Raw genomic sequence first — 26591 nt, forward strand, 5'->3', positions numbered from 1 at the left:
TTGTGATCGGCTTTTTTGATCCTTTAGCTCAAGCGATTCGTAACGGTCTCTATAGCTAAGTTAGAGGAAAAGTTATGTCTAGTGTTCAAAAAGGAATGAATGTCGAATATTTAGGGCGTTTGGGGAAAATATTGGTTATTGATGAACAAGAACAATTTGCCCTAGTGGAGACTTACAGCGGACAATTCCAGTACGCAGTGCCAATGGCTGAGCTTGAAGAAATTGAAACTGAGCAGCCGTTATCTCTAGAGTCGAGCAGATATTGATTGGCTTTAACTCGCACAAGACGCTAAAACCAAAAAAGAGCCCTGAGGCTCTTTTGTTTATTTATAGCGTGTCGTTATTCTACTGCTAATGACGTCGGAATCACTTACTACGTTTAACAGCAAGATGTGCGAGCGTAATTAATGCTTGCTTATATTCTGAGTCAGGAAGCACAGCAAGCTCAGTTATGGCTTTATCTGCTTCTTCATAAGCTTTATTTGTAGTGTACTCCAAAGAACCTGTTTCTTTCATAACAGCCATAATATCGTCAAGACGTTCCATGCCATTGGCTTTTTCAATAGCCTCACGAATCATACTTGCTTGTTCTGGAGAGCCATTATGCATTGCGTAAAGTAGAGGCAGTGTTGGTTTGCCTTCGGCAAGATCGTCACCAACGTTCTTACCCATCTCTTTACCATCAGCTGTGTAATCCATCACATCATCAATCAGTTGGAATGCGGTACCTAGATATTTACCGTAGTTCTGCATTGCTGTTTCGATTTCAGGTGACGACTCTGTGAGAATTGCGCCGATTTGTGTTGCAGCTTCAAACAGGCGAGCTGTCTTAGAGTAGATGACTTGCATGTAGCTTTCTTCTGTGGTGTCGGGGTTGTTACAGTTCATCAATTGTTGAACTTCACCCTCGGCAATCACGTTTACCGCTTCACTCATTAGCTCGAGGATCTTTAAAGATCCTAGCGTTGTCATCATCTGAAATGAGCGAGTGTAAATAAAATCTCCAACTAAAACGCTAGCGGCATTACCGAAAGCAGCATTGGCTGTCGCTTTACCACGTCGCATGTCCGATTCGTCGACGACATCATCATGAAGCAAAGTTGCTGTGTGAATAAATTCAATAAAGGCCGCAGAGGTGATATGAGCTTCACCCTGATAACCAAGAGCACGAGCAGATAAAAGAGCAAGCAAAGGACGTAGGCGTTTGCCACCGCCGCTAACGATATAAAAACCAAGCTGGTTGATTAAACTTACGTCAGAATTAAGTTGGGCTTGAATTGTTTCATTCACTTTTGCCATATCATTGGCAGTAAGCGTTTGGATAGCTTTAAAATCCATTGTTCATCCGGCTGAAGTTAGACCCTGTAAGGCTTATACGTTGTATTTAATTGTTGAATAATACACTAAAAAACGTTGATTAATACATCACTTAAGGGCATCATTGCCGCACTTTTCTTTGGCGAACATGTTTTCGCCAATATTTTAAAAATATGGCTTGTCATAGCGCCATGATTCCCGTAGAATCTGCGCCCTATTGATTAGTTTAGCGCACACCCGAGTTGTACAATTAACAACCATAGGCTGTGCGGAAAAAGCGGAGTAAAATATGTACGCTGTTTTCCAATCTGGTGGCAAACAACACCGAGTAAGCGAAGGTCAAACACTTCGTTTAGAGAAATTAGACGTTGAAACTGGTGCAACTGTTGAATTTGATAAAGTTCTTCTTGTTGCTAACGGCGAAGAAATCGCTGTTGGTGCACCTCTTGTAGAAGGTGGTAAGGTTACTGCGGAAGTAGTACAACACGGTCGTGGCGATAAAGTAAAAATCGTTAAGTTCCGTCGTCGTAAGCACTCTCGCAAGCAAGCTGGTCACCGTCAGTGGTTCACAGAAGTGAAAATCACTGGCATTAACGCTTAAGTATTAGGAGAGTTTAACAATGGCACATAAAAAAGCTGGCGGTTCTACTAATAACGGCCGCGATTCAGAAAGCAAACGTCTTGGTGTTAAGCGTTTTGGTGGTGAATCTGTTCTTGCAGGTAACATCATCGTTCGTCAACGTGGTACTAAATTCCACGCTGGCACAAACGTTGGCATCGGTAAAGACCATACTCTTTTCGCTCTTACTGAAGGTAAAGTGAAATTTGCAGTAAAAGGTCCTAAAAACCGCAAGTTTGTAAGCATCGAAGCTGAGTAATTTAATCTTTAACTAGATTATTTATACTAGCTTTCAAGCTGAATTCAAAAGCCCTGCCGATTCGGCAGGGTTTTTTATTTATAGCGAGAATAAAAAAGTAGACGCTCTGGCTTGGGTTTTGGAAGCTGTATGGCTTTTTGATAAACAGTTCGGTTTTTAAAAAGCAGCTTGGTTTTTAAAACACGTAAAGCAAAGAACCTCTCCTTATTTGTTCCTTGATTGCAGATCGATCTAGATCTTAGGTGATCGATCTAAACTCGGATCTGCTAGAATTTATATCACTCCTTGATGAGTGGTAACGCAACGTAAGTGCGGAGTTAAAAAATGAAATTCGTTGATGAAGCATCAGTAAAAATAGAAGCCGGTGATGGCGGTAATGGTACAGTCAGCTTTTGGCGCGAAAAATTCGTTGCTAAAGGTGGTCCTGATGGCGGTGATGGTGGTGACGGCGGTGATGTTTACATTCAAGCTGATGAAAACTTAAATACACTGATCGATTATCGTTTCCAACGTTTTTACAGCGCTGAACGTGGCGAGAATGGCCGCGGTGGCAACTGTACTGGTAAACGTGGTAAAGATATTACACTGAAAGTACCTGTAGGTACTCGTGCTGTTGACATTCACACTAATGAAATCGTTGCTGAAGTTGCTGAACACGGCAAGAAAGTAATGGTTGGTAAAGGTGGTTGGCATGGTCTTGGTAACACCCGCTTTAAGTCGTCTGTTAACCGTGCTCCTCGTCAAAAGACAATGGGTACTAAAGGCGAAGTTCGAGAACTACGCTTAGAGCTTCTTCTATTGGCTGATGTTGGTATGCTTGGCTTACCAAATGCAGGTAAATCTACCTTTATTCGCTCAGTATCTGCTGCGAAACCAAAAGTGGCTGATTACCCATTTACTACGTTGATCCCAAGTTTGGGTGTGGTGAGTGTCGTTCCTGAGAAGAGTTTCGTTGTTGCCGACATTCCTGGTCTAATCGAAGGCGCAGCTGATGGCGCAGGCCTTGGTATTCGCTTCTTGAAACACCTTGAGCGTTGTCGTGTTCTTCTGCATATGATCGATATTCTGCCGATTGACGGCTCTGATCCTATTCAGAATGCATTGACGATCATTGATGAGCTTGAGCAATACAGTGAAAAAGTTGCACAGAAACCACGTTGGTTAGTGTTTAACAAAGTTGACTTAATGCCTGAAGAAGAAGCTGATGAAAAAATTCAAGAAATCGTTGAAGCTTTGGGTTGGGAAGGCGAGTACTTCAAGATCTCTGCAGTGAACAAAATCGGCACTAAAGATCTTTGCTTTAAACTGGGTGAGTTCATGGAGAACCTACCTCGTGAAGTTGAAGCAATTGAAGAAGAAGAAAAAGTTAACTTTATGTGGGATGACTACCATAAAGATGCAATGAGCGGTAAGAACGTCGTAACTGAAGATGACGACGACTGGGATGATTGGGATGACGAAGAAGATGACGGTCATGTTATCTACGTTCGTGACTAATCCTCGCTGTTTCTTATGCGCACTTTAGTCACTTTTTCTAAGATACGCTGATAGTTTTATTAAACCGCAATGAAAATTGCGGTTTTTTTGTATCTAAATCATGACGTCTCTCTATTTTTTATGCAAAATTTATCTTTAGATAATTAACGCCTATGGGAAGGAAATCATGGCATCGAAGCAAAGAGCGATCTCAAGACTCGTCGCTCAATCAGGACAAATGTTATTAGCACATGGTGCAGAGAGCACATTAGTCGGCGATATTATGCGCCGTATCGGTATCGCTTGTGGGGTGAATGAGGTTGAAGTTGCACTGTCAGCCAATGCGTTGGTCGTGACAACAGTAATGGATGACCATTGTATAACGACAACTAGAAGCTGTGCTGATCGTGGCATTAATATGCAGGTGATAACAGAGATTCAACGTGTTTGTATCATGATGGAGAAAGGGATTCTTGATTATGATTTAGCTTACAAGAAGATCCAAGGGATCAGCCCTGAACGTTATAACCGTTGGCTGGTTGTAGTGATGATTGGATTATCATGTGCTTCTTTTAGTCATCTTGCTGGCGGCGATTGGCACGTGTTCATCATGACCTTTATTGCATCCGCTTGCGGCATGATCGTAAGACAAGAGATTGGTCACCGTCACTTTAACCCACTACTAAATTTTGCCATTACGGCATTCGTTACTACGACCATCTCTGCTCAGGCGGTGCTCTACAATATTGGTGGTCAACCCACCATCGTGATGGCTTCGTCAGTATTGATGCTAGTGCCCGGTTTTCCCTTGATTAACTCTGTTGCGGATATGCTTAAAGGCCATATCAATATGGGTTTGGCTCGTTTTACCATGGCCAGTCTATTAACCCTAGCGACAAGCTTAGGTATTGTTGCAGCGATGAGCCTTTCAGACGTGTGGGGGTGGGCAAGCTAATGACTATCTTTGAATTATTGGTAGGCCTTCTGAACGATATGTTTTTTGCGGCGATACCTGCCGTCGGCTTTGCATTGGTCTTTAACGTACCACAACGTGCGTTGATCTACTGTGCTCTCGGAGGGTCTATTGGCCACGGTAGCCGTTATTTAATGATGCATTTCGGCATACCTATTGAATGGGCGACGTTCTTCGCGGCTACACTGGTAGGGATGATTGGAGTCCATTGGTCACATAAGCTCTTGGCACACCCTAAAGTGTTTACCGTCGCAGCGCTGATTCCCATGGTACCTGGTGTGTTTGCCTTTAAGGCGATGATTGCCATGGTTGAAATTAACCGGGCAGGATACAACCCGGAGTTATTGGCTTTGTTGATGGAGAACTTTTTGAAATCGATGTTTATTATCGCAGGGCTTGCGGTTGGCTTAGCGGTGCCAGGGCTGCTCTTTTATAGAAGAAGACCGATAGTATAATCGCATAATGATTTACCCTATGAGGGAAATCGGTATAATCTGTGTCTCAGAAATTACAGAGGTATAGAGTTGTGAAAATTAGCTTAATTGCAGCTATGGCTCATGGTGGGAAAATTGACAAGGAAAATGGTTTTTATTTACCTGAAGCTGGTGACAGAATTATTGGTAAAGAGAATGCCATGCCATGGCACTTACCTGCTGATTTTGCTTGGTTTAAAAAACACACTCTAGGAAAACCAGTAATTATGGGGCGCAGAACTTATGATTCTATAGGTCGCCCTCTTCCTGGAAGACAGAATATAGTTATCAGTCGTGATCCTGGGTTATCCATCGACGGGGTAACAACAGTTACATCTACAGAGGAAGCTCTGAAAGCTGTTGGAGACGTTGAAGAGGTAATGGTTATAGGTGGTGGTTCTATATATGAATCTTACCTTCCTATAGCAAATAAACTATATTTAACATTTATTGAAGCTGAAATTGAAGGTGACACTCGCTTTCCTAGCTGGGGAAGTGAAGGTTGGACTTGCGTATACAGTAAAGATTATATGAATGATGATAGAAATAGCTTTGATATGCACTTCGTTATTCTAGAGCGTTAATTATAATGAATGCTTGCTATCAATTGGTAGCAAGCATTTTAGTAGCTAACAAGTTATAACGCTTTCTGTGTGAAAAACTGTCTGTCTTCCCAGCGCAGTGCCGTCAATTGTCCTCCCCAAACACACCCTGTGTCTAAACCAATCACATCTTTCCCTGAGTAGCCTTCTAATGCAGCCCAGTGTCCAAATAAAACCGTCTTATCCAGTTCTATACGTTGTGTAAGGTCAAACCAAGGTACCAAAGGCTCAATGGTAATTTCGTTTGGTGGAAGTTTACAGGCCATATCAAGTCGACCATCAGTAAAGCAAAATCGCATTCTAGTCAGACTGTTGATCGCATAGCGATAGCGCTCAATGCCTTCTAAATCTTGATGCCATAAATCAGGCGTATTGCTGTACATATTCTCGATAAGCCATTGCCATTGTTCTGATTTTAATAAGTCAGCTATTTCTCGGCTTTCGATACGTGCTCGTTCTAAATCCCATTGCGGTGAGATACCTGCATGAGACATTACGAACTCTGAATGTTCCTGAATTAAAGGTTGTTGCCTTAGCCACTCAAGTAACGTCTCCCTATCTTCTGCATCAAGGATCGTTTGAGTTTTATCTTTTGGCTTAGCCGAAAATAGCCCTAAGGAAACCGCAAGTAGATGCAAGTCATGATTGCCTAATACAACCTTAGCTGCGTCACCAAGGTTGCGAATAAAGCGTAGTGTCTCCAATGATTTAGGACCTCGAGCGACTAAATCACCAGCGACCCATAAAGTATCTTTGTGTTTATCAAAACTGATAGTTTCAAGCAGCAACTGAAGTTCGTCGAAGCACCCTTGAATGTCTCCGACAATGTAATTCGACAAAATAATTTCCTGTAAGTAGTAGAGGTGTGTACTAATTAAGAATGTTAGGGATGGCGAGCCTGAACGGGTCGACTTCAGTTATGAAATCGATGCCTTTGTGATCAGTCATAACATAATGACCTTGCATAACACCCACAGGAGTTTCGATGACGGTACCACTGGTGTAAGTATATTCATCGTTGGCTTCAATCACAGGTTGTTGCCCAACCACACCATCACCTTCAATAGTGAGTTGTTTACCGTTGGAGTCAGTAATTAGCCAGCGACGTGACATAAGTTGTACCGTTGTTTTACTGAGGTTTTTGATGGTAATGATGTAAGCGAAGACGTAGCGGTTCTTCGTAGGTTCAGATTGTTCCTCTATGTATTTAGAGTGAACCTGACATTTGATACAAGGCGTAGATATATCCATATTCGCACCTTTTGTTGTTGGTATGCTAAGGGCAAAAGACCCTATAAAAGTTTTACATAAAAAACAGGCCCCTCACCGTAGTGTAGGAGCCTTTTGACTTATTTTTCAGTGCTGTGACTGTCATGCAACCAGTTAGCCATATCGACAAACTGTTCGAGCGTCAGGTTTTCAGGGCGCATGCCAGGGTTTACCCCTAACTCTTCAAGCACCTCTTTACTGATTAAGCTTTTGTAGCAGTTACGTACTGTCTTGCGACGTTGGTTAAAACCTTCGCGACATACGCGGTCCAACCATTTAAGATCTTTTGCCGGATAAGGCAGCACTTCATATGGCTGAAGGCGTACGACAGCAGAATCTACTTTTGGTGGCGGAACGAATGCTGTTGGTGGTACTTCTAGCACTGGTGTCACTTTACAGTAGTATTGAGCCATGACTGTTAGACGACCATAAGCTTTAGTGCCAGGGCCTGCTGCTAGGCGGTTCACCACTTCTTTTTGAAGCATAAAGTGCATGTCTTGCACATCTTTATGGAACTCAAAAAGATGGAACATCAATGGTGTAGAGATGTTGTATGGCAAGTTACCGAAGATACGTAGCTTGTTGTTTGGCTTAACAAGTTGTTCGAAATCGAACTTCATTGCATCACCTTCATAGATCGTTAACTTCTCAGCAAGATCAGGGTGATTACGCAGACGTTCAGCAAGATCTCTATCCAGTTCAATTACTGTGAATTTATCGACAAGTTTGCCAACAGGCTCTGTAATAGCACCAAGACCAGGGCCAATTTCTACCAAGTTTTGGCCTGGTAGTGGGTTAATACTCGATACGATGCCATCTATAATGTATGGATCGTTAAGGAAGTTTTGACCAAAACGTTTACGCGCTTTGTGCCCTAAGTGGACATCATTTCTCATTGCTTTTTCTCTACTAATTCAATGGCGTGCGTGAGCGCTGTTCTAAAGCTCCCTGTATCGGCTTGGCCTTTCCCTGCCAAGTCTAAGGCGGTACCGTGATCGACTGATGTACGAATAAACGGTAAGCCTAGTGTGATGTTCACTGAGCGACCAAACCCTTTGTATTTCAATACAGGGAGTACTTGGTCGTGATACATACCTAAAACAGCATCTGCATCTTGCAAATATTTTTCATTAAAGATGGTGTCTGCTGGCAATGGGCCAACTAAATTGATGCCATCTTTCTGGCGAATTTTTTCTAGCGTAGGGGTGATGGTTTCTATTTCTTCACGGCCTAAACAACCATCTTCACCTGCATGTGGGTTTAAGCCACACACGTAGATAGTTGGTTTCTCTATTGCAAACTTTTCGACCAAATCTTTATTCAGAATCGCAATAATTTGCTCTAATCTGTCTTCGGTCACAGCTTGAGATACATAAGCTAGTGGGATGTGCGTTGTGACTAATGCAACACGCAGCCCTTCAGTTGCCAACATCATCACCACGAGTGGTGTATTGGACTTCTCTGCAAAGAACTCGGTATGACCGCTAAAAGCAACGCCAGCTCGGTTAATTACACCCTTGTGAACAGGGCCGGTGACAATAGCATCAAATTCGTCATTCATACAGCCAATTGCGGCGGTTTCTAAAGTATTTAATACGTAATGACCGTTAGCTTCGTTGAGTTGGCCTGCGATGGCTCTTTCAGTTAATGGAACGTGTTTCACTACTAAAGTACCAGAGCGTTGGGGTTGCTTAGGCGCCATTGGGTCGTAATCCAACAGCTCAACTTCAATCCCTAACATTTCCGCTCGCTGTGCGAGTAAATTTTTATCGGCACACACAACGAGTTGATGAGGCCAACTTTCTTGAGACAAAGCCAGAGTTAAATCTGGACCTATCCCTGCGGGTTCACCTGCGGTAATGACAAGGCGTTTAGTTGTCATTTTGGTCGTCCTCAACCATTTCAACAAAGGCACTTGCTCTTACTTCTTGTAGCCAAGCGCCAGCTTCTTCATTGAACTTACGGTTAAATAGTATTTGGTAAGCTTTGTTCTTCAAAGCAGAATCCGTACGATCAACTTCTCTGCGGTCTAATACTTCAACAATGTGCCAACCATGAACCGTTTTAAATGGTGCGCTGATTTTCCCTTCAGGAAGAGTTTCTACTTGGTGTTTGAACTCTGGAACATATAAATCAGGCGTTTGATAACCTAGTTCGCCATCTTGAACTGCAGAACCTGGGTCTTGGCTGTACTGCTGAGCAAGCTCTCCAAAGGTCGCTTCACCAGCGTTCACGCGACGAGTGATTTCTTCAAGTTGTTCTTTGGCACCGTCATCACTCAGGATTACGGTAGGTTTAATCAGGATATGACGTGCATTAACTTCGGTAACAGCAACGGTTTCTAAGCCTTTTACGTCTTCAATTTTTAAAATATGGAAGCCAACACCGCTGCGGAAAGGACCGATAATGCTGCCTTTGTTTTGCATTTTGATTTGGTCTGCAAAAATGGTTGGCATCTCTTCTTTTCGCATCCAACCCCAATCACCACCTTGTAGTGCTTTCGGGCCTTTAGAGTAAGTATAAGCCATGGTGCTGAAGTCTTTACCTGAGTTTAGCTCTTCAACTAAATCGTTAGCTTGAGCTTCTAGCTCTTCCTTTGTTTGGTCATCGTTAAAGCGAAGTTGAATGTGTCCAATTTTGTATTGAACGGTCGCGTTAGTTTCTTGCGCTAAGATGTCTGCTAGGTTATCGACTTCAGCTGGAAGAATGTTGATGCGGCGACGAACTAAGGCGTTACGAGCTTCACTGGCTGCAATTTCTTTTCTTACTTGCTCACGGAATGCATTGTAGCTAAGGCCCTCTTCTGCAACCGATGCGGTAAGTTGCTCTACCGTTTGATTGTTGTCTTTCGCGATACCTTCAATTGCCTGGTCAAGTCGAGCGTCATCGATACGAACGCCAATACGTTCCGCTTCTTGAGTTTGAATCGTATCAATGATTAATTTTTCTAGAACTTGCTCATTCAACACGTCTTGTGATGGTAATGTTTGACCGCTTTTCTTCGCGTTTGCACGTAACGTCTTCATTGAAGCGTCGATATCGCTTTGTAAAATTACGCCTTCGTTAACGATCACTTTTACGCTATCGAGTTCAACTGGCGCAGCATGGCTTACAGATAAAGTACAAGCCGATGCGATAGCGATTAATGTGCGTTTCCACAATGTCATGTGTAGTCCTTTAAATTTACTGATGTTTTATCAATAAAGAGAATTAATTATTTAAGAAGAATGGGCGACCGTAACTTAGAGAGTTGTCTGAACTACTATCCCCAACTGCGCCTGAATCAGAGCCTAGATTAGTACCAAAGCCAACAATACCGAAATTCACACCAAAGTTATTTTCATATTCAGGTGTAGTATTTGGATCACTAATATTATTTGTCAACTGGTTGCTATACGTAAATCCGATATACCAACAATCTGATTTATAGTTCAAGCGAGCCAACCACTCTAGATTCTCTTGTGTCGTTAAATCATAGAAGTATTGAGCACTGGCATTCCACTTCCGCGAAATTTGATAAGCACCAAGCAAACCGGCTTGAGAGATACCATCACGAGTTATTGACCCAACATCGATACTTTCGCCTACATTATCCTCAATATATTCTTCCGTAACATAGCGATAGTTGGTTTGTATATAACCACCAGCAAAGCGGTATTCAAGTGTACTGTTGGCAAGTTGCATTGAAGCTGAGTCAATGTCGTATTGCACGCCACCATGGTAGAACAGATAATCATCGTAGTTGAAGTCCATTTCAATAGCCCAAGATGAATAATTGGTTTTTTCACCCGAGTCTTCGCTGCTGCTCAGAGTTTGCTTTGTGTCTTTGTCGAAATAAAAAATTTGACCAAAAGAGATATTAAGACGTTCTTTATATTCGTCATCAAAGAATCGAGATGACGCGCCATAACTTATCTGGTTTGCCGCTGCAATACGATCTACACCACTGTATTTACGGCTTCTGAATAAGCCGTAGTAATCGGTCTGTAGTAGCGTTGTATCGTAAAGGCCAATATCGCTTTGATCTTGTTCGGGAACATACAGGTACTGTACTTGTGGCTCGAGTGTTTGAGTGTAGTTGTTGACTATCTTGGTATCTCTTTCTAGAACGATACCAGCGTGACTTCTAAACTCAGGAATCACTCGACTTACCGATTCCTCTAGGCCTTCGTAATCGGAACCAGAACCAGTGTCAACACCATCAAGATCCTGTTGATAATAAGTTCCAAGTAATCGAGCTTCTGTTGTCCACGTACCCCAGGTGTTGCCGACAGGAATCGTAATACCAGGTTCAACGTGGACACGAGTTGCGGATGGCTTGCCCGAGGCGTCTGTATCGAATAATGAAACATGACTGATTAAATCGAAGTCTAGGTAATCCATCACCTCAGGAGCATAATAGTTATACTCAAGTTGTGGCATTAAGCGATAAGGCAAGTTATTACTTGTTGTGAGGACTTGGAAGTCTCGGACCAATACTGATGCATCCCAGTTTTGAGAACGATACGTCGCTTTACCCTCCTGAAGTAGTTGGCCATCTTCGCGATTACCAATTCCTGAGCTCATATCCGTAAAGTAATCAATATCACTGACTTTAGAGTAATCGACTTCGAACAACCAAGATTGTTGAAATATTCCTGAATGTTCTAGTTGGAAACCCCAACGATCGCCTTTGTCTGTGTACTTTTGATCGTCTGGTAAATATTCAGACTCGAGGCTGCCTGAACCGAAGTCACTCAAGTATCTGAATTTACTATTAAGTTGAGTGCCACGCTCTTGCATATACTTGAAGGTGGTTTCCAAATCGTAGTCTGGAGCTAAGTTCCAATAAACAGGAATCTCCGCTTCAAAACCATCGCTAGAACCGTATGACACGGTTGGATACAAGAAACCGGTTTTACGTGTATCACCGACTGGTACGGTTAAATACGGTAAGTAAAAAACAGGGACACTTTGGATCTCAAAGCGTGGATTATAGAAAGTAGCTTGTTCTTCGTCCTGGTCGACGCTGATACTTGATGCTCTTAGGCGCCAGGCGTTGTCGCCAATAGGGCAAGAGGTAATGGAGCCGTCTTCGATTTCATAAACTGCTTTGCCCGTCTTCGATACGTAGACTGCATCACCACGTCCTGGCTCGCAAAGAAATTCGTAATCGGTATTTTCTAGCGTCATTTCATCTGTAGTCAGATTATTCGTTGCTCTGTCTGACACTGACTTGATTTGACCATCACTAAAGTTTACGTTGCCTTCAGCTACAACGATGTTTTCTTGTTGGTGTAGAGTTACATTGTCAGCAAGAATGGTTTTATTTCCTTGCGTAACTCTTACATCTCCTGAATATATTGCTTTGTCACCATTGATAGCTTCTAAGCGATCTGACTCAACATGAGCGGGTAGCTGTGTCTCGTTTTCTGCAGCGGGCTCGATCAAGCATTGATCTATAGAGGGCATTTCCTGCACACTACTATCGGTAATTGTTTCAGCTTGAGTTGTCGACACGTATAACGCTGTCGTTATCGACGCGGCTAACAAGGTGCGGGAAAAACATTGCATGAAGTTGAACTATCCTGTGTCACTAGATGAAGGGTTGATCTAGTATCAATCCAATTAATAAACCATTTTCCTTATGATAAAGGAAATATTAGCATTCAGCATCATCAGACAGCATTACTCAGACAAAATTCATAGATAGAGAACACATAATGCAAATATTTGGCAAAATTTTGGGCGCTTTTTTTGGCTTTCTATTTGGAGGGCCGCTTGGTTTAGTTTTTGGCCTATTTTTAGGGCACCAATTCGATAAAGCTCGCCGATTGAACCAATCTGGTTTCAATAGTTCTGGTTTTGGTCGAGGTCCAAGCCAAGCAGAAAGACAGAACGAGTTTTTTAAATCCGCCTTTGCGGTTATGGGGCACGTTGCTAAAGCGAAAGGGCAGGTAACGCCGGAAGAGATTCAACTCGCTTCTACCATGATGGAACGCATGAACCTGCATGGCGAACAGCGCAAAGCGGCGCAAGATGCATTCCGAGATGGAAAAGAGAGCGACTTCCCTCTGAGCGACGTACTTGAGCGTGTAAAAATCTCATCGGGTGGTCGTTTTGATCTTTTGCAGTTCTTTTTAGAGCTACAAGTCTCTGCTGCGTTTGCTGATGGAAGCTTGCACCCGAGTGAGCGTCAGGTTCTGCATAAGATAGCTCAAGGCCTAGGGTTTTCGGCAGAGCAACTAGAGCGCCGCTTGCAGATGCAGGAAGCAGCGTTCCGTTTCCAACAGCAAGGTGGAAGCTTTGGGGGGAATCAAGGCCATGGGCAATCATCAGGTTGGCAACAGGCTTCGCAACAGAACCAGCTTGGCGATGCATATAAGGTTCTTGGTGTGAGTGAAAGTGCTGATGGTAAAGAGGTGAAGAAAGCCTACCGTAAATTGATGAATGAGCATCACCCAGATAAACTGATGGCGAAGGGCTTACCGCCTGAGATGATGAATGTTGCGAAAGAAAAATCGCAAGAAATTCAAAATGCTTATGACCTGATAAAGAAGGTCAAAGGTTTTAAGTAATCGAACACCAAACCGAGTAATAACAAAGTTACTCGGTTTTTTATTAAAGGGAATTATATGACGTTAACGTATCAGAATGTTCTAGAGTTTTGGTTCGATGAATTGACGCCTAAAGATTGGTTTACTGGCGGCGCCGAGATTGACGCTTTGATAGCGTCTCGTTTTTCTGAACTGCACAAAGCCGCCATTCAAGGTGAGTTATTTGAATGGCGTCAGACAGCAGAGGGTCGCTTGGCTGAGATTATCGTGCTTGATCAGTTTTCTCGGAATCTTGGTAGAAATAGTCCAGATGCGTTTACTGCAGATCCTATGGCGTTGGTTCTAGCTCAAGAAGCGGTAGCGAGTGGCTTTGATCACCAACTCAATCAACAACAGAAAAGCTTCCTCTACATGCCTTATATGCACAGCGAATCTTTGCTGATGCATGAACAAGCGGTGCTGCTTTTTTCCCAGACAGGGCTAGAGAATAACCTTGATTTTGAGTTTAAGCACAAGGTGATCATTGAGCGTTTTGGTCGTTACCCCCACCGCAATGAAGTACTAGGTCGAACTTCGACTCCTGAGGAAGTTGAGTTCTTACAGCAACCAGACTCAAGCTTTTAATTGTGGATATACGGTCAAAGAATTGATAAGAGGCTAGTGGTTAATAAAACCTCTAGCCTCTTTTTTTGTTTAGCTTTAGTGATTAACTTTCGCGTTAGAACTAGTTTGCTTGGTTAAGTGACCAATCATAGTCATAACTTATTTTTCCCGTGTACGTTACCGGCTTTGTTCTGTATTTATCTAAGTGTTTAATCAGTTGTTGTTGGTTGCCAAAATCAACAGCAAACCATTCGTAAATCGATGACAATTGAAGCTGGTTGTTGTTAACCAATACACCCTTATCACTATTGATATATTCAGCTGCAGCGAGTTCTAGCAACATTTCTGTATTATCAGAAGTAAATGCTTGAGATTGTAGATTAGGACAACCTAGACTTGCACAGTTCACCGCGTAATGAGTGCGAGGGTCTTGCCAAATCGGTCTTAAAATTCGATGTTCGATATCATTGAGTGTCAGTGTCTTTCCATTAACTGCAACTACATCATCTCCCCAAGGTCCAAAACTGAATAGTCCGCCGAGCTTAGTGATAGATTTAATTGGGTATGCATTAAGAATCAAATCAACAGTCACTGCATTGTATAGGTTAACCCAATAGGCATACTGTTCAGCTTTTGGATAGTCGAGAGGGTCAATCTGTTCAAGTCGGCTTATGTACTGCTTCAGTTTGGTTTTGTCTGAAGAACTCACCGTTTGATATCTAACTAAGGCGTGTTGACCTTGTTTTACTAAATAGTTATCGAGGAATTGTTGCCAATCTTGATGAGAAACTTGCTCAGAGTTGGCTTCATTACTTTGATTCCAGTAAGGCCAAAGTTCGGACTTAGGCGCAGACCACGCGAAGGTTGAGAAAAGTAGGCTGATAATAACAAGTAGTTGTTTCATGGCATTCTCCTGATGACTGACTACTAAGACCTTGTGGCTTACTATTTTCTTTCATAGCTCTTCAGTTAAACCACAGAGTTGAGTTAAATGAAGAAGTTGAATCGAATAAAAAAGGTTGGCACTGGGCCAACCTTTATGTGTTATTGAAAACGCTTACTCTATTTCTAGACTGTGCTATTTCATGGTTCTTTATTTCAGGAAGCTAGGAATCTTTGCTTCAAATTCTGAGATTTTATCGGCGTGCTGAAGTGTAAGGCCTATGTTGTCTAAACCATTCAGTAAGCAGTGACGACGGAACTCATCAATTTCAAACGAGTATTCTTTACCATTAGCACTGACTTTCATCGCTTCTAAATCAACAGTGATTTCAGCGCCTTCATTCGCTTCTACGAATTGGAATAGCTCATCTACCTCTTGCTCAGTCAATCGAACTGGCACCATTTGGTTGTTGATCGAGTTACCATAGAAGATGTCTGCGAAGCTTGGCGCGATCATCACTTGAATACCATAATCAGCAAGCGCCCAAGGTGCATGTTCACGAGATGAACCACAACCGAAGTTTTCACGAGCTAGGAGAATTGAAGCACCTTTGTAGCGAGGAGCGTTCATTACAAACTCTGGGTTTGGTTGTTGGCCTGCATCATCTAGGAAGCGCCAATCGTGGAATAAGTGCTTACCAAAACCGATGCGGTTTACTTTCTGTAGAAACTGCTTTGGAATGATCGCATCCGTATCGATGTTGGCCGTATCTAGAGGAACGACTAATCCGGTGTGTTGTTGAAAACCTGACATGTTAAATCCTCTAATTAAAGTTCACGAATATCGACAAAGTGACCAGCGATTGCTGCTGCGGCTGCCATTGCTGGGCTAACTAGGTGCGTACGACCATCACGGCCTTGGCGACCTTCAAAGTTACGGTTTGATGTAGAAGCACAGCGTTCTTGTGGACCAAGGCGGTCGTTGTTCATTGCAAGACACATAGAACAACCTGGCAAGCGCCATTCGAAGCCGGCTTCTTTAAAGATTACATCTAAACCTTCAGCTTCTGCTTGTGCTTTAACTTGCTCTGAGCCCGGAACGATCAATGCTTGAACATGTTTCGCTACTTGGCGGCCTTTCGCTACCGCAGCGGCTGCGCGCATATCTTCGATACGAGAGTTAGTACAAGAACCCACGAAGACCTTATCGACGTTGTATTCAGATAGAGATTTACCTGCTTCTAGCCCCATGTAAGCCAACGCTTTTTCAGCCGATGCTTTTTCAACAGGATCTGCGAAGCTTTCTGGTGCTGGGATTGGTGTGTCTACTGAAATAACCTGACCTGGGTTAGTACCCCAAGTGACTTGTGGTTTGATTTCAGCTGCTTCTAGCGTGACAACTGCATCGAATTCTGCGTCAGCATCGGTTTTCAATGTGTTCCAGTATTCGATTGCCGCTTCTAAGTCTTCGCCCTCTGGAGAGAACTTACGACCTTTTATGTACTTGTATGTGGTTGCATCTGGAGCGATTAGACCCGCTTTCGCGCCTAGCTCGATTGCCATGTTACATACTGTCATACGACCTTCCATTGTAAGGTCTGTAATTGCCTCACCACAGAATTCAACTACATAGCCTGTTCCGCCTGCAGCTGTTGTCTTGCCGATGATCGCGAGCACGATATCTTTGGCTGTAATACCTTCTGCGACTTTGCCTTTTACTTCGATCTTCATGGTTTTAGCGCGCGCTTGTTTTAGCGTTTGAGTCGCTAGAACATGCTCTACTTCTGAAGTACCGATACCGAATGCTAATGAACCAAATGCACCGTGTGTCGCCGTGTGTGAGTCACCACATACGATGGTCATACCCGGCAGAGTAATACCTAGCTCAGGCCCCATTACGTGCACAATACCTTGGTATTTGTGGTTTAGGTCGTAAAGCGTGACACCAAACTCTTCACAGTTCTTCGATAGCGTTTCCATTTGGATACGAGCCATCTCACCAGAAGCGTTGATGTCTTTGGTTTGTGTCGATACGTTGTGATCCATGGTCGCGAAGGTTTTGCCTACTTGGCGAACTTTACGACCTTTTTCACGCAGGCCATCAAAGGCTTGTGGCGACGTTACTTCGTGGACTAAGTGGCGATCGATATAAAGAATTGGCGTTTCGCCCTTCGCTGCAACTGCAACGTGAGCGTCATAAACTTTTTCGTATAAGGTTTTTGCTTGCTGGTTTGTCGACATAGCTTTTCTTCCTTGGGAGTATCAGTCCCAGTGTTTGTTTCGAGCCAAGTCATGCGGTTTAAGCAGACTTGGCTTGATATTATTCTTATGTACTTGCTTCTAATCTAAGCATCTCGCTTATGAAGCTAAGATGTACTCAGCGATCTTGTCACCCATTTCTGAGGTAGTCAGTGCTTGGTTCTTACCTGCAAGGTCTGCCGTTAGCTCGCCTGCAGAAAGTGCTTTCGATACCGCCGCTTCGATGTCTTGTGCTGCTGCTTCTTCGCCTAGGCTGTAACGAAGCATTAGTGCTGCAGAAAGAATTTGCGCGACTGGGTTTGCAATGTTCTTACCTGCGATATCTGGTGCGCTGCCACCTGCTGGTTCATATAGGCCGAAGTTGCTTTCGTTTAAGCTTGCAGAAGGAAGCATACCCATCGAACCCGTGATCATTGCACACTCATCAGAGATGATGTCACCAAAGATGTTTGAACATAGCATTACGTCAAACTGAGATGGATCTTTGATTAGCTGCATGGTCGCGTTGTCGATGTACATATGGTTTAGCGTGACATCTGGGTAATCTTTTGCGATCTCTTCAACCACTTCACGCCATAAGATAGAGCTCTGCAGAACGTTCGCTTTGTCGATTGAGTAAACATTTTTGTTACGTAGACGTGCAGATTCAAACGCAATCTTTGCAATACGTTCGATTTCGTAACGGTGGTAAACCTCTGTATCAAAAGCTTTCTCAGTTGCGCCTTCGCCTTCACGACCTTTAGGTTGGCCGAAGTAGATACCGCCGGTTAGTTCACGAACAACAACGATGTCGAAACCATTACCTGAAATGTCAGCGCGTAAAGGAGAGAAAGACTCTAAACCCTTGTGGATTTGCGCAGGACGTAGGTTACAGAACAGTTGGAAGTGCTTACGTAGAGGAAGTAGGGCACCACGCTCTGGTTGATCGTTTGGTGGAAGGTGTTCCCACTTAGGACCGCCAACCGAGCCAAATAGTACTGCGTCAGATTCTTCACAGCCTGTTACTGTCGTTTCTGGAAGTGGACAGCCGTGGTTATCAATGGCGATACCACCAACATCATACTCTTCACGAGAAAAGCTAATCGCGTGCTTCTTTTCAATCGCGTCTAGCACTTTGTGTGCTTGCTGCATTACTTCTGGGCCAATGCCATCACCAGGTAGTACGGCAATTTTGTATGATTTATCTGTCATGTTAATCCTTTAATTCTTGTTACTGAGCGGTTTGGCTCGTTTTAAATTTTGTCCCTAAAGCCAACAACATCGGCTCTAGGGCTCTGTTATTGGGTATTAAACTGTTGCGAATTTTTGTTGTTTCATTTCAGCGATAGTGTCTGCACGTTGAATACTATTGATAACATGCAGTAACGCTTGACCAGAAGCTTCAACGATATCTGTTGAAACACCTGTGCCGTGGTACTTACGGCCTTTATAATTCGCAATGATATCCGCTTGGCCTAAGCCATCTTCGCCTTCACCTTTTGCAGTAAGGTCGAATTTATCCAATGCAATTTCGTAACCCGTTAAGCGGTAGATACATTGGTATAAAGCATCAACAGGGCCGTTACCTACAGCCGCTTCGCATTTTTCTTCATCACCACATTGCAATTTGATGCTGGTGGTAGACATAACACTACCAGATTGTACGCTTAGGTAGTTAAGTTTATAGAAGTCATCTTCGTCACGTAGATTGGCGAAGTGCATTAATGCTTCTAGGTCGTAATCGAATACTTGACCTTTACGGTCAGCTAGCTTCAAGAAGTCTTCGTACAATGAATCTAGGTTGTACTCATTATCTTTATAACCCATTGCGTCCATATGGCTCTTAACAGCCGCTCGGCCACTACGACTTGTTAGGTTCAATGCCTTGTTTTTCAAGCCAATAGACTCAGGTGTCATTATCTCGTAAGTGTTCTTATTCTTAAGCATGCCATCTTGGTGAATACCTGAAGAGTGACTGAATGCGTTGGCACCGACGATAGCTTTATTGTCTTGAATTGGCATGTGGCAAAGCTGGCTCACCAACTTACTTGTACGGTGAATCTCTTTATGATCTAAGCCGGTATGAACCCCCAAAAACTCTTGGCGAGTTTTGATGATCATTGCGATTTCTTCTAAAGAACAGTTACCCGCACGCTCACCAATACCATTGATTGTGCCTTCAATTTGTCGAGCACCCGCTTGAACGGCAGCGATTGAGTTAGCAACCGACATACCCAAGTCATCGTGACAGTGAACAGAGATGATTGCTTTATCGATGTTGGGTACGCGATCAAATAGTGTTTGGATAATGCCACCGAATTCATTCGGTACTGTGTAGCCAACGGTGTCTGGAATGTTGATGGTTTTTGCGCCTGCGTTAATCGCGGCCTCAACCATACGACATAGGTTGTCGATAGGGGTGCGACCAGCATCTTCACAAGAGAACTCAACATCGTCGGTGTAGTTACGTGCATGTTTTACTGCTTTCACTGCCATCTCTACGACATCATCGTAGCTACGGCGTAATTTGTCTTGTACGTGAACCGTTGATGTTGAGATGAAGGTATGAATACGGAACTGGTCAGCTACTTTTAGTGCTTCTGCAGCGGCGTCTATATCTTTTGCAACGGCACGAGAAAGCGCACAAATACGGCTACCTTTAATGTGTTTAGCGATGGTTTGTACGGACTCAAAATCACCTGGAGAAGAGATAGGGAAGCCAGCTTCGATAACATCCACACCCAGTCTCTCAAGAGCGTAAGCGATCTGTAACTTCTCTTTTACTGTCAGGCTTGCAGCCAATGCTTGCTCGCCGTCACGTAAGGTCGTATCAAAAATTATTACTTGATCGTTCATGGGTGCTTCCTTATATCGATAATGAATCGATTGCTATCCAAATTATTATTAAGAATGATGTTCTTTTAAAAGTGCCAGTTACAAAAAAACCCGCTCAGCGCGGGTTTTAATATTTGTGTAGTTCTTGACCCACAACTTACCCGCGCGATTGGTTCACGATAAGGAGAAGTTTCAGCAGTCGAGAAGAAGAAAAAATCATTACACAAATATCCGTAAATAAACTGTTAACACCATATTTACCGCAATTTATTCTAAGCGTCAAACAAGAAAATCCAATATCAGTGTGCATTGCTGGTGTTTTTGTTTGGTTTATGCTGTTTTTGTTTTTTATTTTGGTTTATTCGTTTGTTTGTTGGTTTTGTGTTGGCGGGTTAGTTTATCGATTGGCTTATGTATAGGTTAAAACTTTGTAGTAAATCTTTTTGTTGGAACGATTCACCAGCAAAATCGAATGTGCGGCGAAATTAATTAATCAATTGATTAAATAATGAGTAATTAATCTTCTACAGTTGTGCTTGTTTATCTCTATAATTAATCAAACGATTAATTATAGAGCAGGTCAAAGCAATGACAGTACGTAAAGCCGGGCGACCTCAGCAGAACCTTGATGTGCGGCAACTACTCATTGAACACGCTCGGGATCTGTTCGTTGTTCAATCCTACGATAAAGTATCGACACGCCTAATTGCAGAGCGTGCTGGAGTAAACATTGCCATGATCCGTTATTACTTCGGTAATAAAGCTGGGTTGTTCGAGGCGATGCTGCGGGAAACGCTTCGTCCGATGCAGCTACAAATGCAGAAGTTAGTTGAAGAAAGCAGTCATGAGAACTTTCTCGATTTAATGCGGACTTACTACAAAGAGATGGTTAAAGTGCCCAAGTTTCCTCGGTTGATTGCCCAGGTAATGAATATGCCGCCATCGGAAGTGCAAAGAGAGTTGCTCGAAAAGGTCTTCCTCGATGTTGCCAAACCGGCGCAAGACGTCATTTTTGAAAAGCTTGTTGAACAGGGAATATTGAAACAAAACATGGATCCAAAACTGTGTCGTGTTTCGTATATAAGCTTGATGGTTTTCCCCTTTATTGCACCACCTCCTTTACTAGCGATTCATGGTATTGAGCTTAATGAAGAGTTTCTAAATCGTTTAATCGAACACAACATCCAATTGATGACCGAAGGCTTTATTAATGTAGAGAGCACTTCGACCTTGCAGGAACCAAGATAATGAAAATAAGTAAAAAACTCCTCTTTTTTCCAGCGTTGGCAGTTGGTGTTATTGGTTTGGTGGTTGCGATTAATTTGAAGCCGGATCTTCCAACTAAACCTGCGGGTGACCGAGCTCGTTTAGTGGAAACTCTAAGCTTAGAACAGCAACTGATAGCGCCATTAGCGGTTGGCTTTGGCAAAGTGGTGCCAAAAGTCGAATGGAAAGCGATTGCTGAGGTGACAGGACAGATTGTGTATCGACATCCGGATCTTGATAAAGGCCAAGTGATCCCTGCAGGGACGGTTGTACTCAAGGTTGATCCTTTGGATTACGAGCTGAAGCTGATACAAGCGGAAGCGGATCTTAAATCAAGCCAAACTTCGCTAGCAAAATTGAATCAAGAAGAAGACAACCTGAATCAGACTCTAAAGATCGAAAAGAATCGCTTGGTGATCAGCAATAAAGAGCTACAACGTAAACAAGACCTGCGTAAGAAAGGGCTGACATCTCAATCGGATGTCGACCTCCAACAACAAAGCGCGTTGTCTCAACAGAAGTTAGTGTTAGATATTGCTAACCAAATTACCTTGATGCCTGATGAAAAACGCGTCGCGGAGGCCGTGATTAAGGTGAACGTGTCTAAGGTGAAAGAGGCACAACGCTCTTTGGATAAGACGACCATCACTTTGCCAAGAGCGATGCGAATTGCTCAAGTCGATATCGAACAAAACCAAGTAGTTAATCTTCAGCAAGAAATGTTTGTTGCTCATGGGATTAATATTATGGAAGTTGAAGCACAACTTTCTATTCACGACATGCAAACTTTAGCTTCAAGTTTTACTCAATTCCCTCGCGATGCTGCTGGAATTCCAACCCCTGACCAAGCACCGATCAAAGCGAGTGTTCAACTGAATAGTGGCAGTTTGAATCTGAGCTGGCCTGCAAAGGTAGCGAGAATTAGTGAAACCGTTGATGAAAACCAAGCGACGGCGGGGATTATTCTCGAGATCGCTCAAGACTATTCACAACTGCAGCCAAGCAATGCGACCCCTTTGGTCAACGGTATGTTTGTAAAAGCTGAGATTGAAGGTGTAGCAAATCTAAGTTGGGTGTTGCCTGAACGAGCGCTACATGGTGACAAAATTTATCTAATGGACGATAACTCTCGTCTGAAAATGGTGAATGTTGAAGTGCTTTATCGTAGAGACAACCAAGTGGTTGTGAACGGGGAGCTTCAAACGGGCGACAAACTGGTTCTCAATGACTTATTACCAGCCATTGAAGGCATGTTACTCAAAGAATCGGGCTCAAAAGAAGTGGCACTTGAACCTGATACTCAGGAGAGTGCGTCATGATCAAGTTTTTCTCTAGGCACCCAACAGCAGCGAACCTGTTGATGCTTGGGTTGTTGATTATGGGCTTAACCTCATTATCAACCATTAAGCGTGAGACTTTCCCTGCCTACGACCCACCTTACATCATGGCGGCCATTGTTTATCCCGGAGCTTCCCCACAAGAAGTGGAAGAGAGCTTATGTGTACGAATGGAAGATGCTGTTGATGGCCTAGCCAACATTGAAGAAACTCAGTGTGAGGCGATTGAAGGCAGCGCGCGTTTAATTCTGAAGCTCAATGAGAAAGCAGACATCGGTCGAATGCTGGTGGACGTGCAAACTCAGATCAATTCGATCAATGATTTTCCGAGCGAGATTGAATCTCCGGTTGTTCAAGAGCTGGATTGGAATGAACCGGTTGTTGATATCGCGATTACAGCAGAAACGTCATGGCCGGAACTTAAGGCTTATGCGGAAGACTTAAAACGTACCATGAAGCTCGATTACGACGTTTCATTGGTCGAAGTCAGTGGATTCTCGGATCACCAATATCGTGTGGAACTGGATACCCAAGCCATTCGTCAGTTAGGTTTGAGTGTCGGTGATATTGCGGACCAAATCGGTCGTCAGAATGTAAAGCTACCGAGCGGCAATGTTGAAACGCCAGACAAAAACTTCCTGATTCGTTTTGATGAGAGACGCATCACTCCGGTTGAATTAGAGAGTATCGTGGTGGGTTCTGCGCCGAATGGTTCAGTGATCCGTTTGAGGGATATTGCCAAGATCACCGATCGCTTTGAACTGGATGAACAGAAGGTTCTGTTTGATGGTAAGCCTTCTGCGCTATTGAAGATCAGTAAAAACAAAGAAGATGATGCGCTACGAATCAAAGAGAACGTTACTCGATTCGTGGAAGATCAAAGCGCGATTGCCCCCGATGGCGTGACGCTACAAATGACCAATGATCTATCATCGGTACTTTGGGATCGTCTAACCATGATGGTACGCAACGGCTGGCAAGGTATTGTGCTGGTGTTTGCTACTATGTGGTTGTTCTTCAGTTTGCGATATTCATTCTGGGTTGCGGCAGGTTTGCCCGTAGCCTTCCTTGGTGGCTTGTTCTTAATGGCGAACCTTGGCCTATCGATCAACATCATGTCACTGGTCGGCTTATTAATGGCGATTGGTATTATGATGGATGACGCCATCGTGATTGCCGAATCGATAGCCTCCCATTTAGATAGGGGGCAAAACGTTGATGATGCGGTGTACAACGGTGTTAAGAAAGTGCTCCCCGGGGTGTTATCTTCTTTTTTAACCACGGTGTGTATTTTCGGTAGCTTACTATTCCTTGATGGGGAAATGGGCGCGGTGCTTAAAGCGGTGCCTCAGGTACTTATCTTGGTGTTGTCTCTGAGTTTAATCGAAGCGTTTCTTATTTTACCCAATCACTTATCTCATTCATTACACAAAGAAAAAAATGATAAGCCAGCGCTGCGCTTCAAAGTAGTGTTGCTTGAAAAATTTGAGAACTTCCGTAATACAACTTTGATGAACATGGTCGAGAAGGTCGTGACGTTCCGCTATGCATTTATGGGCGGAGTGCTGACACTGTTGTTGCTTTCTATTGCCTTGATTGCGGGTGGTGCTGTTAAGTTCCAACCTTTCCCCGAATTGGATGGAGACATTGCTGAAGCGCGTATCATTCTTCCGCCGGGTGCGTCATTGTCTCAAACCGAGAGAGTCGTCGATAAAATAGTCGCGTCTGCTGAGCGTTTGAACGTGCGGTGGAGTGAAGAGGTCGAAGAGGGCAATGAGTTGGTGGAACACATCACGAGCCAATTTAATGCTAATGCTGATGCCAGTGAATCTGGACCGCATCTCGCGACTGTCCGTTTAGATCTGCGTGGTGCAGAAAGTCGAAACACGGTGATCGATGATTTCATTGATGCATGGCGAGAAGATATCGGTGACTTGGCAGATCCTATCTCGTTAGTTTTTAAACAACCCACCATGGGGCCTGGCGGTCGTGCTATTGAGATCCGCGCTAAACATGATGATCTTGCAGCGTTGAAATCGGCTTCTTTGGATATTCAGGAATACCTCAATCAGTTTGATGGCGTGCATGGTGTTCTAGATGACATGCGCATGGGTAAAGAGGAGATCTTAGTGAAGCTGCGCCCAGGAGCCGAAACCTACAATGTGAATGGGCAGATGATTGCTTCTCAGTTGCGTGCTGCATTCTTCGGGCAAACGGCGGATGAGATTCAAATCGGTGTTGAGAATATCTCGATAGAGGTGCGTCTTGATAAGGAACAAGCGGGCGACATACAGCAGCTGGCTAACTTCCCGATCATTACCGCCGACGGCAGTCAGATCCCGTTAGCAACGTTGGCGACATTAGATTTCCAACGTAACTACGTGCGAATTCAGCGTATTGATGGGCTGAGAACTATCAGCATCTTTGGTGATATTGATAATAAGAAGGCGAGCTCGTCGGCGATTTTGGCTCAGTTCCAAAAAGATGAAGCAGCCAAGCTCATTCAAAAATACCCAGGCTTGCGCTTTGATTTTGAAGGTGAAGCCAAAGATGCCGCTAAGACAGGAGCATCAATGGGTAAAGGGTTCTTACTCGGCTTATTCGGTGTGTTTGCGATTCTTAGCTATCAGTTCCGAAGCTACTTAGAGCCTGTGGTCGTGATGTTAGCCATTCCACTCGCCTTTATTGGCGTGGTTGTTGGTCACTGGATACTTGGGCACGCTTTGAGTATGCCAAGCATGATGGGCTTTGTGTCGCTGGCCGGAATCGTGGTCAATGATTCTATTTTGTTAGTGCAATACATTCGCCATCACGTCGATGAAGGCGATAGCGTACATGACTCAGTGGTGAAAGCGAGTCGCGAGCGTTTCCGAGCAGTATTTTTGACTTCAATGACCACAGCCGCAGGTTTGCTACCACTGCTAACAGAAACCAGCTTGCAGGCTCAGGTTATCCAACCGCTGGTGATATCAATTGTGTTTGGTATTTTTGCTTCGACCTTGCTAGTGCTGTTTATGATTCCGGCGGCTTACGCAATACTGGCGGACTTTGGTTTAGTGAAAAAGCACGAGCCACTCGAATTATAGACGTTGGATTGACTCCTTTATAAAGGAGCAAAATCGATTTAAAACAAAGCGACCTAGTGTCGCTTTTTTATTGGTTGAGTCTTTGTCTATCTGGGTTAACTTGCTGGGTGCGATTCTTCGTGTACATCCTTGGCCTTTCGGATGGGACAGTGGCAACACAGTCTCTAGAACAAATTTCATTTTACTTCATTCAAAACGTCACTTAACTGTCATTTGTGAGGCATAACTTGAGCCTTAACTGAATAAGGATTGTTAAGGAGATCGTATGCGTACTATCGAACCTATTGTCCGCTGGGATGTGGCATTTTCTGTTTTCTGTTTGAAGAGTCGTTATAGCGGGCAACATGCAACGCTGAGTAAAGCGATATCTCATACTGGAGATGGACACCTTTACATTTTGATTGCTCTGGTCGCGCTGTTGGTGGATAGCAATGCTGGCCGAGATTTTCTCTTGGTGGGCTTAACTGCCTTTGCAATCGAGTTACCTATTTACTGGTTTGCCAAAAATACCCTCAAGCGTCGCAGACCAGCTGAATTCTCTTCACTGCTTTACTCCCATATCGTTCCATCTGACAAATACAGCCTTCCATCTGGACATTCGGCTGCTGCTTTTGTTATGGCGACCTTAATCGGACATTTCTATCCAAGCTTGTATCTCTTTAGTTTGATTTGGGCTGCAGCGATTGCGGGCTCGCGAATCTTGCTTGGTGTGCACTTTTTAACGGATGTGCTAATTGGCGCTGTCTTGGGGATAGCTTGTACTAGCCTAGCCATCAGCTTCATTTTGTAATCACTTTTGTCAGTCGTTGCCGAGCTTAAG

At 43.7% G+C, this 26591-nt stretch carries 25 protein-coding genes; 13 read left to right on the plus strand and 12 right to left on the minus strand.

Features of this window, described 5'->3' with window-relative positions:
* Positions 1–74: 74 nt before the first annotated feature.
* The gene (locus tag ACFI6G_RS10885; RefSeq protein ID WP_016790941.1) at positions 75–266 is read left to right on the plus strand and encodes a hypothetical protein; all 192 of its coding nucleotides are present in this window, start codon (positions 75–77) and stop codon (positions 264–266) included.
* 100 nt (positions 267–366) lie between these two features.
* Here ACFI6G_RS10885 and ispB read toward each other — a convergent pair whose 3' ends face one another.
* Positions 367–1338 (minus strand): octaprenyl diphosphate synthase, encoded by a 972-nt coding sequence (ispB, locus tag ACFI6G_RS10890; RefSeq protein WP_016789716.1) that lies wholly within the window; start codon positions 1336–1338, stop codon positions 367–369.
* 268 nt (positions 1339–1606) lie between these two features.
* On the opposite strand from ispB, the gene rplU reads away from it, so the two are divergent.
* From rplU to folA, 6 genes are all read left to right on the plus strand, one after another.
* Complete coding sequence (rplU, locus tag ACFI6G_RS10895) at positions 1607–1918, plus strand: 50S ribosomal protein L21 (RefSeq protein ID WP_004740823.1); 312 nt, start codon at positions 1607–1609, stop codon at positions 1916–1918.
* Positions 1919–1937: 19 nt separating this feature from the next.
* Positions 1938–2195 carry a 50S ribosomal protein L27 gene (gene rpmA / locus ACFI6G_RS10900; RefSeq protein WP_004735905.1) on the plus strand — a complete coding sequence of 86 codons (258 nt, stop codon included), beginning with the start codon at positions 1938–1940 and terminating at the stop codon, positions 2193–2195.
* Positions 2196–2519: 324 nt separating this feature from the next.
* Complete coding sequence (gene cgtA, locus ACFI6G_RS10905; protein WP_010434429.1) at positions 2520–3692, plus strand: Obg family GTPase CgtA; 1173 nt, start codon at positions 2520–2522, stop codon at positions 3690–3692.
* Positions 3693–3858: 166 nt separating this feature from the next.
* Positions 3859–4626: a threonine/serine exporter family protein gene (locus ACFI6G_RS10910; RefSeq protein WP_010434431.1), complete on the plus strand. Its 768-nt coding sequence runs from the start codon at positions 3859–3861 to the stop codon at positions 4624–4626.
* Positions 4626–5099, plus strand: coding sequence for a threonine/serine exporter family protein (locus tag ACFI6G_RS10915; protein WP_016767785.1), 474 nt, complete (start codon positions 4626–4628; stop codon positions 5097–5099). The genes ACFI6G_RS10910 and ACFI6G_RS10915 overlap by 1 nt, the downstream gene beginning before the upstream one ends.
* Positions 5100–5170: 71 nt before the next feature.
* Complete coding sequence (gene folA, locus ACFI6G_RS10920) at positions 5171–5701, plus strand: type 3 dihydrofolate reductase (protein WP_016789715.1); 531 nt, start codon at positions 5171–5173, stop codon at positions 5699–5701.
* Positions 5702–5754: 53 nt separating this feature from the next.
* On the opposite strand, the gene ACFI6G_RS10925 is transcribed toward folA, so the two are convergent.
* From ACFI6G_RS10925 to lptD, 6 genes are all read right to left on the minus strand, one after another.
* Complete coding sequence (locus ACFI6G_RS10925) at positions 5755–6558, minus strand: symmetrical bis(5'-nucleosyl)-tetraphosphatase (RefSeq protein WP_016789714.1); 804 nt, start codon at positions 6556–6558, stop codon at positions 5755–5757.
* A 31-nt stretch (positions 6559–6589) separates the two neighbouring features.
* The gene (gene apaG, locus ACFI6G_RS10930; RefSeq protein WP_016767783.1) at positions 6590–6970 is read right to left on the minus strand and encodes a Co2+/Mg2+ efflux protein ApaG; all 381 of its coding nucleotides are present in this window, start codon (positions 6968–6970) and stop codon (positions 6590–6592) included.
* A gap of 98 nt (positions 6971–7068) precedes the next feature.
* Positions 7069–7884, minus strand: a complete 816-nt coding sequence (rsmA, locus tag ACFI6G_RS10935) for a 16S rRNA (adenine(1518)-N(6)/adenine(1519)-N(6))-dimethyltransferase RsmA (protein WP_016788302.1) — start codon at positions 7882–7884, stop codon at positions 7069–7071.
* Positions 7881–8870 (minus strand): 4-hydroxythreonine-4-phosphate dehydrogenase PdxA, encoded by a 990-nt coding sequence (gene pdxA, locus ACFI6G_RS10940; protein ID WP_065612363.1) that lies wholly within the window; start codon positions 8868–8870, stop codon positions 7881–7883. Before pdxA ends, rsmA begins: the two co-directional genes overlap by 4 nt.
* Positions 8860–10155, minus strand: coding sequence for a peptidylprolyl isomerase SurA (gene surA, locus ACFI6G_RS10945; RefSeq protein WP_016788301.1), 1296 nt, complete (start codon positions 10153–10155; stop codon positions 8860–8862). Before surA ends, pdxA begins: the two co-directional genes overlap by 11 nt.
* 43 nt (positions 10156–10198) lie before the next feature.
* The gene (gene lptD / locus ACFI6G_RS10950; RefSeq protein ID WP_081304404.1) at positions 10199–12541 is read right to left on the minus strand and encodes an LPS assembly protein LptD; all 2343 of its coding nucleotides are present in this window, start codon (positions 12539–12541) and stop codon (positions 10199–10201) included.
* A gap of 149 nt (positions 12542–12690) precedes the next feature.
* Here lptD and djlA point away from each other — a divergent pair, with 149 nt between their 5' ends.
* Both djlA and ACFI6G_RS10960 read left to right on the plus strand, forming a co-directional pair.
* Positions 12691–13545, plus strand: coding sequence for a co-chaperone DjlA (djlA, locus tag ACFI6G_RS10955; protein WP_016767779.1), 855 nt, complete (start codon positions 12691–12693; stop codon positions 13543–13545).
* A 57-nt stretch (positions 13546–13602) separates the two neighbouring features.
* Positions 13603–14148, plus strand: a complete 546-nt coding sequence (locus ACFI6G_RS10960) for a DUF924 family protein (RefSeq protein WP_016792094.1) — start codon at positions 13603–13605, stop codon at positions 14146–14148.
* A 100-nt stretch (positions 14149–14248) separates the two neighbouring features.
* Here the strand turns inward: ACFI6G_RS10960 and ACFI6G_RS10965 are convergent, their stop codons facing one another.
* From ACFI6G_RS10965 to leuA, 5 genes are all read right to left on the minus strand, one after another.
* Positions 14249–15031: a DUF547 domain-containing protein gene (locus ACFI6G_RS10965; protein WP_010434460.1), complete on the minus strand. Its 783-nt coding sequence runs from the start codon at positions 15029–15031 to the stop codon at positions 14249–14251.
* 189 nt (positions 15032–15220) lie between these two features.
* Positions 15221–15823 (minus strand): 3-isopropylmalate dehydratase small subunit, encoded by a 603-nt coding sequence (leuD, locus tag ACFI6G_RS10970; RefSeq protein ID WP_010434463.1) that lies wholly within the window; start codon positions 15821–15823, stop codon positions 15221–15223.
* A 14-nt stretch (positions 15824–15837) separates the two neighbouring features.
* Complete coding sequence (leuC, locus tag ACFI6G_RS10975; RefSeq protein WP_065099496.1) at positions 15838–17250, minus strand: 3-isopropylmalate dehydratase large subunit; 1413 nt, start codon at positions 17248–17250, stop codon at positions 15838–15840.
* A gap of 117 nt (positions 17251–17367) precedes the next feature.
* Positions 17368–18459: a 3-isopropylmalate dehydrogenase gene (leuB, locus tag ACFI6G_RS10980; RefSeq protein WP_010434488.1), complete on the minus strand. Its 1092-nt coding sequence runs from the start codon at positions 18457–18459 to the stop codon at positions 17368–17370.
* 96 nt (positions 18460–18555) lie between these two features.
* Positions 18556–20103: a 2-isopropylmalate synthase gene (gene leuA / locus ACFI6G_RS10985; RefSeq protein WP_010434490.1), complete on the minus strand. Its 1548-nt coding sequence runs from the start codon at positions 20101–20103 to the stop codon at positions 18556–18558.
* Positions 20104–20670: 567 nt separating this feature from the next.
* Between leuA and ACFI6G_RS10990 the strand changes: the two genes are divergently transcribed.
* From ACFI6G_RS10990 to ACFI6G_RS11005, 4 genes are all read left to right on the plus strand, one after another.
* The gene (locus tag ACFI6G_RS10990) at positions 20671–21330 is read left to right on the plus strand and encodes a TetR/AcrR family transcriptional regulator (protein ID WP_016767775.1); all 660 of its coding nucleotides are present in this window, start codon (positions 20671–20673) and stop codon (positions 21328–21330) included.
* Positions 21330–22667, plus strand: a complete 1338-nt coding sequence (locus ACFI6G_RS10995; RefSeq protein ID WP_010434494.1) for an efflux RND transporter periplasmic adaptor subunit — start codon at positions 21330–21332, stop codon at positions 22665–22667. Before ACFI6G_RS10990 ends, ACFI6G_RS10995 begins: the two co-directional genes overlap by 1 nt.
* On the plus strand, positions 22664–25771 hold the full coding sequence (locus ACFI6G_RS11000) for an efflux RND transporter permease subunit (RefSeq protein ID WP_016789710.1): 3108 nt from the start codon (positions 22664–22666) through the stop codon (positions 25769–25771). The genes ACFI6G_RS10995 and ACFI6G_RS11000 overlap by 4 nt, the downstream gene beginning before the upstream one ends.
* A gap of 265 nt (positions 25772–26036) precedes the next feature.
* Positions 26037–26561, plus strand: a complete 525-nt coding sequence (locus ACFI6G_RS11005) for a phosphatase PAP2 family protein (RefSeq protein ID WP_010434498.1) — start codon at positions 26037–26039, stop codon at positions 26559–26561.
* The last annotated feature ends 30 nt before the right edge of the window (positions 26562–26591 follow it).

This window comes from Vibrio sp. PSi01, from assembly GCF_054960695.1.